Origin of the sequence: Microbacterium sp. CPCC 204701 (genome assembly GCF_004010105.1) — a bacterium.
In the GTDB taxonomy this organism is placed as follows: Bacteria; Actinomycetota; Actinomycetes; order Actinomycetales; family Microbacteriaceae; genus Microbacterium.
Window position 1 is genome coordinate 1 of the sequence record NZ_RRYE01000101.1, and the last position, 8,773, is coordinate 8,773.

Consider the following 8,773-nt stretch of genomic DNA (forward strand, 5'->3'; position numbering starts at 1 on the left):
CAGCGGGGACGACGCGTCCGAGCGCGGCCGGGGTGCCGCCGATCAGCGCGAACTCGTCGTCGGCTGCGCGAGGTGCGACACGCAGGCGGAATCGCATCTTGCGCAGCCACTCCAGAAGGCCCGGCGCGTCATCGTGATCGGCGATGAGCCACGCCGTCTCGCCGTCGTCGACGACGGATGCCGCATGCTCGACGTGTCCGTGCGGATCCAGCACGAGCAGCTCGGTGCCCACGCCGGGTTCGAGCTGCGTGAGCGCCTGCGACGAGAGCGAGTCCAGCCACGAGAGGCGGTCCTCGCCCGCGACCGCGATCACCGCGCGGTCGCCGAGGGGGGCGAGGGCGTCGCCGTCGTGGAGGCGACGCTGCTCGATGAGCGGATTGCCCACGTGACGCAGGCCGGCGCCGTCCACGACGGCTCCGGACACGCGCGCGAATGCGTTCGCCATCAGTCCACCCGCGCGAGGCGCGCCGACGCGTGCGAGCCGAGCTCGAATCCCAGCGCCGCGACATCCCACGCCCACAGCAGGTGCGCGTCGACGAGGCCGTACATGCGCGTGGCCGCCGCATACGCCTTCGAGCCGGCTGGGCGCACGACGGCGTCGGTGGCGATGTCGACGCGGGGGCCGCGGATCTGGCCGAGGTACAGCTCCGAGACGCCGTCCGCGTGCACGAGCGCGACCTCGATGTCGAAGCCGCCGTCGGCGTTGCGGAGCCCCTCGATGTCGTCGACCGTCCGCGTGACGGGGCCCGCAGTGGGCGGCAGCAGACCGGGGCCGGGGTCGGCGTCGGTCGCGGCGCGAGAGAGGCGCCAGTAGCCGAGTTCGGCGACCAGGCGCGTGCGGTCGCCGCCCCGTCCGTGAAGCCACGCCTCGCCGGAGTAATTCAGGTAGTCGCCGCCGTCATGGCTGAAGCTCACGCGATGGGTGAACTCGCCCGAGAATGCATGGTCGCCGTAGTCGATGACCCCCGTGCCCTCCCACACGCCCACGAGCCACGACAGCGGCACCAGCTCCGCGGGGAGGTCGGTCGGCAGCTCGATCACGACGCGCCCGTCAGCGCTGACCGCGGTAGAGGTTCTTCAGGACCACCGCGGAGACGAAGACGATCGCGAGCATGGCCAGACCCAGCAGGCCCACGAAGAACAGTTCGAGCGCGACGAGATCCATACCGACAGTCTAATGGGACCATCCCTCGCTCCGGGCGGGGAGACTACGCGGGAACGACGGCAGCCAGCCCGAACCCCAGGCTGATGACGCCCATCACGAGCACCGCGCCGAAGATGCTCGCGGCGACCCGCTCGGTGAATCCCTGCGACCGGCCCGACCACAGCTGTGCCGCGAACGCCAGGATCAGACAGCCGCCGAGACCGACGCCCAGCCACGCGGCCCGCCAGTCCGGCGTCGCGAAGACGCCGATGACCACTGCGAGGACCGCAGCGACGACCCATACGACGACGATGCCGCCGAAGGTGCGGCGAGGAGCGAGTTCTGGCACGGCCACGTCGCTATCATCCCGCAGATCGGCGCCGGACGCATCGCGGCAGGCTTCTCGGGGTGCCCTGGGAGGTGCCGGCGGGCGACGCACGAGCCGAGCGAGCGCCGCGCACGCCCTACACTGGGGTGCACGGCGCGCCCACGCGCCCGGAAGGCGACGCATTGGCACAGCTCCTGGTTCTGAGCTCCACGCACGGAGGCGGCCCTGTTCTGCCTTCGCTCGAACTCCTGAGTCACCGCGTGCGCCTGATCCCCGCCGAGCCTGCGCAGCTGGTGAACGCGCCGAGCGCCGACGTCATCTTCGTCGACGCGCGCATGGACCTCGTCGGCGCGAAGTCGCTGTGCAAGATCCTCAACACGACCGGTCTCGATGCGCCGCTGCTGCTGATCGTGACCGAGGGCGGACTCACCGCGGTCTCGACCGACTGGGGCGTCGACGACGTCATCCTCATGACCGCCGGACCCGCCGAGGTCGACGCGCGCATCCGGCTCGCGATCGGGCGGCAGGCCACCGAGCAGGTCTCGACGCGCATCCAGACGTCTGGCATCACGATCGACGAGTCCTCGTATTCGGCGAAGGTGCACGGCAAGCCGCTCGACCTCACGTACAAGGAGTTCCAGCTCCTCCATTTCTTCGCCACCCACCCGTCGCGGGTGTTCACGCGCGAGCAGCTGCTGAGCGAGGTGTGGGGGTACGACTACTTCGGCGGCACGCGCACGGTCGACGTGCACGTGCGACGCCTTCGCGCGAAGCTCGGCGACCTCGAGCAGCTCATCGGCACGGTGCGCAACGTGGGCTACCGCTTCAACGTCTACGAGGACGACCAGATCCCCTCGCCGCGCGCGCGCAGCGACGCCTGACGGCCGGCGGATCCGCGGGAATCGGCATCCGTCGTCTGCTCGCACTGTTCACACTCTGGTCATACGACCCTGCAATGATGAGGGGATGATCGAACCCGAGGTGCTCGACGCCGGCCTGGGCGACGCGGACGACGACGACTTCGACCAGTCGGAGGAGTTCGATGCGCAGCTGCCCGAACATCGCTATCTCGACCGGGAGGTGAGCTGGCTCTCGTTCAATCAGCGCGTGCTCGAGCTCGCCGAGGACCCGAGCCTGCCCGTGCTCGAACGGGCGAACTTCCTCGCGATCTTCGCGAGCAACCTGGACGAGTTCTTCATGGTGCGCGTCGCAGGCCTGAAGCGTCGCATCCTCACCGGCCTCGCGGTGCCGACGAACGTCGGCCGCTCCCCCGCCGACGTCCTCGCCGACATCTCGGCCGAGGCGCACCGCCTGCAGGTGCGGCACGCGGACGCGTGGACGAAACTGGTCGAGCCCGCGATGACGGATGCCGGCATCTCGGTCGTCTCGTACGACGCCCTCGACGAAGGCGAGCGCGGGCGGCTGTACGACTACTTCCAGTCGCAGGTGTTCCCGGTGCTGATGCCGCTCGCCGTCGATCCGGCGCACCCGTTCCCCTACATCTCGGGCCTGTCGCTGAACCTCGCGATCCGCATCCGCAACGCCCGCACCGGACGCCAGGAGTTCGCGCGCCTGAAAGTTCCGCCGATGCTGCCCCGCTTCATCGAGCTTTCGCGCGTCGACGGCGTCGTGCGCCTCCTGCCGCTCGAGGACCTCATCTCGAGCCACCTCGACGACCTCTTCCCCGGCATGGAGGTGCTCGACCACCACGCCTTCCGCCTCACGCGCAACGAGGACGTCGTCATCGAGGAGGACGAGACCGAGAATCTCATCCAGGCGCTCGAGGCCGAGCTGCTGCGCCGGCGATTCGGGCCGCCCATCCGCCTCGAGATCACCGACGACATGGACGAGCTGACGCTCGATCTCCTCCTCAAGGAGCTCGACATCACCGAGCAGGAGGTCTACCGCCTCCCCGGTCCGCTCGACCTGCGCGGCCTGTTCGACCTGGGCCGGATCAACCGCCCCGGTCTGCGGTACAAGCCGCACGTGCCGACGACGGCGCTCGCCTTCCAGCCCGGCGACAACAACGAGCGCGCCGACATCTTCGCGTCGATCCGCAAGGGCGACGTCCTCGTGCACCACCCGTACGAGTCGTTCGCGACGAGCGTGCAGGCCTTCCTCGAGCAGGCGGCCAAAGATCCCCACGTGCTCGCCATCAAGCAGACGCTGTACCGCACATCGGGCGACAGCCCCATCGTCGAGGCGCTCATCGACGCCGCCGAGGCGGGCAAGCAGGTGCTCGCGCTGGTCGAGATCAAGGCCCGCTTCGACGAGGCGAACAACATCGTGTGGGCGCGCAAGCTCGAGAAGGCGGGCGTGCACGTCGTCTACGGGCTCGTCGGCCTCAAGACCCACTGCAAGCTCGCGCTGGTCATCCGCGAAGAGAACGGCGTGCTGCGCAGCTACAGCCACGTCGGCACCGGCAACTACAACCCCAAGACGAGCCGCATCTACGAGGACTTCGGCCTCTTCACCGCCGACGACCAGGTCGGCCGTGACCTCACGCGCCTGTTCAACGAACTGAGCGGCTACGCGATCGAGAAGAAGTTCAAACGGCTGCTCGTGGCCCCCCTGCATCTGCGCAAGGGACTGCTCCGCCTCATCGAGAGGGAGCGCCGCAATGCTCTCGACGGCAAGCCCGCGAGCGTCCGCATCAAGGTGAACTCGATGGTCGACGAGCAGATCATCGACGCCCTGTACCGCGCCAGCCTCGCCGGTGTGAAGGTCGAGGTGTGGGTGCGCGGCATCTGCTCGCTCAAGCCCGGCGTTCCGGGCATGAGCGAGAACATCACGGTCCGCTCGATCCTCGGCCGCTACCTCGAGCACTCGCGCATCTTCGCCTTCCACAACGACGGCGACCCCGTCGCGTACATCGGCAGCGCCGACATGATGCACCGCAACCTCGACCGCCGCGTCGAGGCGCTGGTGCGGGTGTCGTCGGCCGCGCATGTCAAGGAGCTGAGCGACCTGTTCGACCTCGCGATGAGCGACGGCACGAGTTCGTGGCACCTTGGGCCCGACGGTGAGTGGGTTCGCCACAACATCGGCGACGACGGCGCCGCGCTCATCGACCTGCAGGACAAGACCATGGCGAACGTGCAGCGCCGCCGACGCGCACGGGCGGTTCGATGACCGAGACCGCCGTCTACGCGGCGGGGGGCGTCGTGTGGCGTGTCGTCGACGACAAGCTGCGCGTCCTCCTCATCCACCGCACCAAGTACCGCGATGTGACGCTTCCGAAGGGCAAGGTCGACCCCGGTGAGATGCTCGCCGAGACGGCGGCGCGCGAGATCCACGAAGAGACCGGCATCCGTGTCTCACTCGGCGTGCCGGTGGGCGTCTCGCGCTACCACCTTCCGAGCAAGCGCACCAAGATCGTGCATTACTGGGCCGCCGAGGCGACGGATGCCGCGATCCGGGCATCGGAGTTCGTGCCGAACCGCGAGATCGCCGCGCTGGAGTGGGTCACGCCCAAGAAGGCGATGGCCCGGCTCAGCTACCCGGTCGACGTCGAGATCGTCGAGAACTTCGTGCGTATTGTCGAAGAGGGCGTGCTGCGCACCTTCCCGATCATCGTGCTGCGGCATGCCAAGGCCGTCGAACGCGGCGGGTGGCAGGGGGAGGATGCGGAGCGGCCGTTGTCGCCGCGCGGCAAGAAGCAGGCGACGTCGATCGTCGGACCGCTCGCCTCGTTCGGCGCCCGCAAGCTCATCTCGAGCCCCGCGACCCGCTGCGTCAGGACGATCACGCCGCTTTCGGAGGTGCTCCGCCGCAAAGTGCACACGACGCAGCTCATCGGTCAGGACGCGTGGGAGGACGGCACCTCCGACCCGCGCCGGATCGTCGGCGAGCGCGTCCGCGCGCGCAAGCCAGCCGTGCTGTGCAGTCACGGCCCGGTGCTGCCCGACATCATGAACGAGATCGCGCTGGCGACCGGCACGCTGCGCGGGTCCTACCTCGGCAGCGCGTCGGCGCTCGAGCCTGCCGCGTTCTCGGTCGTGCACCTGTCGACCGACAACCCGGGCTCTGGGATCGTCGCGATCGAGACCCACGCGCCGAAGGTGTGACATGAGCGCCTTGCCCCCCGTCGCCGTGCGATGGCGCGAGATCCCGACCGGGGCGGAGCGACGGGCCACGGCGTGGGCCCTGCTGCAGAGCATGCTGCCGCCCGGCGCCGAGCTCGACAACCCGTGCGCCCGCTGCGGCGGACCCCACGGCCCGGTGATCGTCACGAACGAGCCCTTCGTCGCGAGCGTGTCGTACGCGGGCGCGCTCGCTGTGGCTGCCGTCTCCTCACGCGCGGACGGCGTCACAGGCCTCGGCGTGGACGCGGAGCCACTCGTCGACCCCCGCCGGGAGGCCGCCGGGATGCGGGGGATCATCGATCCAGGACGCGCGGCGACGCTCCGGGACTGGACGCGCATCGAAGCGGCACTCAAGGCGGACGGCCGCGGGCTGCGCGTGGAGCCTGCGACGGTCGTGGTCCGCGAGGCTGCCGCAAGCTGGACGGCGGTGCTCCCCGACGGCGTGATGGCGACCGGCTGGGAGCCTGCGTCCCCGCCCGGCGTCCTCGTCAGCGTCGCGGTGCGGCGCGCGTGACGAGCGGCGGGACCTCGGGCCGGTCGAGCCACACGTCGATCAGCGCCTCCGCCACGGTCCCGCCGACCCGCTCCACGCAGGCGCGGAAGTCCTCGGTCGTGACGATCCCGTGCCGGTGGCCGGCGACCCACGTGCGGACGATCTCGCCGAAGACGGCGTCGCCGACCCCCCTGCGCAGCGCCTCCAGCGTCAGCGCCCCGCGCTTGTAGACGCGGTCGTCGAACATGGTGTCGGGTCCGGGGTCCGACAGCAGCAGATCCTGCGGGGCCGCCGCCAGGGCGGCGTGATGCCGATCGGCGAGCTCTGCGATCGATGGACCGCCCGAGGCCTCGGACCAGACCCATTCCGCGAAGCACGCGAATCCCTCATTGAGCCAGATGTCGCGCCAGCGCCCGATTCCGACGCTGTTGCCGAACCACTGGTGGGCGAGCTCGTGCGGGATCAGCCGAGCCGAGTCCGCCTCGAGGTGATTCGAGCCGAACACCACGAGGCCCTGCGCCTCGAGCGGTATCTCGAGGGCGTCGGAGGTGACCACGACGGTGCACGTGTCCTGCGGGTACGCCCCGAACGCCTCCTCGAAGCACGCCAGTATGCGGGGGACATCGGCGAAGGCACGCCGGACGGCGGACTTCAGGCGAGCCGGATACACGAGCCGGGTGGTGCCGACGACCTCCTCGCGGTAGCGGCCGATGTGGACGGCGGCGAGGTACGTGGCCATCGGCACGTCGGAGCAGAACTCGCGGCGGATGCGTCCTGCCACACGGGCGGGCTCCGAGGGCACGCCGGTTGCGGCGACGGCGTAGCCGTCGTCGGTCGTGACCGCGATCCGGTAGCGGGCTCGGTCGTCCGGGCGGTCGTTGCAGGGGAACCACGTCGGCGCCCCTGTGGGCTGCGCGGCGACCAGCGCGCCGTCTTCGAGCTCCTCCCAGCCGATCGCGCCCCACCGCGACCGGCGCGGCGACGGCGCACCGGCATACGCGATGTCGATCGAGAACTCCTCCCCCGCCTCGAACGTCCTCGGCAGCGCGATGCGGAGCGACCGCGGGCCCTGCTGGAATCTCGTCTGCTGCTCGCCGTCGACGCGCAGGCGCGTGACGCGCAGGCCGATCAGGTCGAGCCGCACCGATCCGATGCGCTCGGCCGCGACGGCATTCACGGTCGCGCGGCCCTGAAGCCTGTTCGTCCGCACGCGGTAGTCGACCTCGAGGTCGTACGAGCGGACGTCGAACGACGGGTCCCCGCTCTGCGGCGCGTACCGGTCGTGGGCGCCGATCACGATATCGACTGGTACGAGCGGACCTTGACCGCGCGCCACGGCCCGATCGGATTGCCGCTCCAGCGTGACCCGACCGGCACGGTCTCGCCGCGCATCACCAGCGATGCCGGTCCGACGGTGGCGTGCGCGCCGATCGTGGCCGCTGGAAGGATCACGCTGTGAGGGCCGAGCGTCGCGCCCGCCTCGAGGTCGACGGTGTCCATGCTCATGATTCGATCATGGAACAGGTGCGTCTGCACAACGCACCCGCGGTTGACGGTCGAGGCGTCGCCGAGCGTCACGAGGTCGGGCTCGGGAAGCCAGTAGCTCTCGCACCACACACCGCGCCCGATCGTCGCGCCGAGCGAGCGGAGCCATACCGCCAGCGCCGGCGTTCCGGCGGCACTGCGCGCGAACCACGGCGCGGCGACCATCTCGGTGAACGTGTCCGACACCTCGGTGCGCCACACGAAGCTCGACCAGAGCGGCTGCTCGCCGGCGCGGATCGCTCCGACGATCGCCCACTTCGCCGCCGTCGTGACGCCCGCCGCGAGCGCGCCGGCGGCCAGCAGCACGACACCCGACAGCAGCAGCGCTGCGAGGGGTCCTGCGTGTTCGACCAGCGCGGCGAGCCCGAACAGCACGAGCAGTCCGATGCCGCACGTCACGAATACCGGCACGATCCGGCAGACCTCCCACAGCGCCCGCGCCACGCGAAGCCGCACGGGCGGCTTGTAGGTGCGGCTCTGGTCGGCGTCGCTGGGCTGGCGGCGCAGTCGGACGGCCGGCGATCCGAGCCAGGACGACCCCGCCTTCGCTTTGACGGGCGCCGACGACAGCACTGCGACGAGACCATCGCGCGGAACGCGATGCCCGGGCGGCGCCATGCCCGAGTTGCCGAGGAACGCCCGCTTGCCGATCCGCACGGGGCCGAGGCGCATCCAGCCCCGGCGCAGCTCGTACGAGGCCACCATCGTGTCGTCGGCGAGGAACGCGCCGTCGTCGATCTGGGTCATCGAGGGGATGAGCAGAACGGTGGATGCCTCCACGTCGCGCCCGACCCGCGCCCCCAGCAGCCGCAGCCAGACCGGGGTGAACAGGCTCGAGTACAGCGGGAAGAGGATCGTGCGCGCGGAGTCCAGGAGACGCTCGGTGGTCCAGGCCTGCCATCCCACGCGGCTGCGCACCGCGTGCGTGCCCGCGCGCAGCCCGAGCGAGAGCGCGCGGACCAGCACGACCACGGCGCCCGCGAACACCACGCCGACGGTCAGCGTCGCCGGCACGAGCCACACGAGGGCAGCGAAGAACGCGTCGGCAAGGCTCGCCGCGCCGCGAATCCCCTGTGCGAGGACGAGGCCCCCGACGGCGAAGGCGCCGATGGGCAGCATGGCCAGACCGAGCGCCGACGCGGCGTACGCCCACAGCCACCGGCGCGAGGGCGGCGGTT

The 8,773-nt window shown here is 70.6% G+C and carries 8 protein-coding genes and 1 pseudogene; 4 read left to right on the top strand and 5 right to left on the bottom strand.

What is annotated here, in order from left to right:
- From EIO58_RS08265 to EIO58_RS08275, 3 genes and pseudogenes are all read right to left on the bottom strand, one after another.
- Positions 1-445: pseudogene (locus EIO58_RS08265) on the bottom strand (folate-binding protein); the annotation flags it as partial.
- Complete coding sequence (locus EIO58_RS08270; RefSeq protein ID WP_127819127.1) at positions 445-1,041, bottom strand: FABP family protein; 597 nt, start codon at positions 1,039-1,041, stop codon at positions 445-447. The pseudogene EIO58_RS08265 and the gene EIO58_RS08270, both read right to left, overlap by 1 nt.
- 167 nt (positions 1,042-1,208) lie before the next feature.
- Positions 1,209-1,499 carry a hypothetical protein gene (locus EIO58_RS08275; RefSeq protein ID WP_127819128.1) on the bottom strand — a complete coding sequence of 97 codons (291 nt, stop codon included), beginning with the start codon at positions 1,497-1,499 and terminating at the stop codon, positions 1,209-1,211.
- Between the two features lie 155 nt (positions 1,500-1,654).
- On the opposite strand from EIO58_RS08275, the gene EIO58_RS08280 reads away from it, so the two are divergent.
- The 4 genes from EIO58_RS08280 to EIO58_RS08295 all read left to right on the top strand — a co-directional run bounded on the left by EIO58_RS08280 (position 1,655) and on the right by EIO58_RS08295 (position 6,071).
- Positions 1,655-2,353, top strand: a complete 699-nt coding sequence (locus EIO58_RS08280; RefSeq protein WP_127819129.1) for a winged helix-turn-helix domain-containing protein — start codon at positions 1,655-1,657, stop codon at positions 2,351-2,353.
- Between the two features lie 85 nt (positions 2,354-2,438).
- The gene (locus tag EIO58_RS08285; RefSeq protein WP_127819130.1) at positions 2,439-4,604 is read left to right on the top strand and encodes an RNA degradosome polyphosphate kinase; all 2,166 of its coding nucleotides are present in this window, start codon (positions 2,439-2,441) and stop codon (positions 4,602-4,604) included.
- Positions 4,601-5,539, top strand: a complete 939-nt coding sequence (locus EIO58_RS08290; RefSeq protein WP_127819131.1) for an NUDIX hydrolase — start codon at positions 4,601-4,603, stop codon at positions 5,537-5,539. Before EIO58_RS08285 ends, EIO58_RS08290 begins: the two co-directional genes overlap by 4 nt.
- Before the next feature lies 1 nt (position 5,540).
- Positions 5,541-6,071, top strand: coding sequence for a chemotaxis protein CheY (locus tag EIO58_RS08295; protein WP_127819132.1), 531 nt, complete (start codon positions 5,541-5,543; stop codon positions 6,069-6,071).
- On the opposite strand, the gene EIO58_RS08300 is transcribed toward EIO58_RS08295, so the two are convergent.
- Both EIO58_RS08300 and EIO58_RS08305 read right to left on the bottom strand, forming a co-directional pair.
- On the bottom strand, positions 6,046-7,347 hold the full coding sequence (locus EIO58_RS08300; protein WP_240658645.1) for a M1 family metallopeptidase: 1,302 nt from the start codon (positions 7,345-7,347) through the stop codon (positions 6,046-6,048). The two genes, EIO58_RS08295 and EIO58_RS08300, sit on opposite strands and share 26 nt — an antisense overlap.
- Positions 7,344-8,773, bottom strand: a 1,430-nt coding sequence (locus EIO58_RS08305; RefSeq protein ID WP_342447971.1) for a Pls/PosA family non-ribosomal peptide synthetase, incomplete at its 5' end; no start/stop codon positions are given. The genes EIO58_RS08300 and EIO58_RS08305, both read right to left, overlap by 4 nt.

Coding starts and splice junctions, on each gene's coding strand:
- EIO58_RS08285 (WP_127819130.1), top strand. CDS start 2,439: ATGATCGAACCCGAGGTGCTCGACGCCGGCCTGGGCGACGCGGACGAC.
- EIO58_RS08290 (WP_127819131.1), top strand. CDS start 4,601: ATGACCGAGACCGCCGTCTACGCGGCGGGGGGCGTCGTGTGGCGTGTC.
- EIO58_RS08295 (WP_127819132.1), top strand. CDS start 5,541: ATGAGCGCCTTGCCCCCCGTCGCCGTGCGATGGCGCGAGATCCCGACC.